Here is a 228-nt window from a genome sequence, read left to right as displayed (position 1 = left end):
ACGAGCAGTCTGCAGGTTTCATGGCTGCCACCTACGGCCGACTGACCGGCAAGACTGGCGTCAGCCTGTCCACCCTCGGCCCTGGCGCCACCAACCTGGTTACCGCCAGCGCCTACGCCTACCTGGGCGGCATGCCGATGATGATGATCACCGGGCAGAAGCCGATCAAGAAGTCCAAGCAGGGCCGCTTCCAGATCATTGACGTGTGCGGCATGATGGACCCCATCA

The 228-nt window shown here is 62.7% G+C and carries 1 protein-coding gene; it reads left to right on the top strand.

Annotation, left to right across the window (positions count from 1 at the left end; translation table 11 throughout):
• On the top strand, positions 1–228 hold a 228-nt coding region (locus SB786_RS38035; RefSeq protein ID WP_410731818.1), incomplete at both ends, for a thiamine pyrophosphate-binding protein.

It is taken from the genome of Burkholderia sp. SIMBA_062 (genome assembly GCF_046534765.1).
In the GTDB taxonomy this organism is placed as follows: Bacteria; Pseudomonadota; Gammaproteobacteria; order Burkholderiales; family Burkholderiaceae; genus Burkholderia; species Burkholderia ambifaria.
Note: the sequence above shows the minus strand (reverse complement) of the source record. Positions and strands in the feature narration are given on the sequence as shown.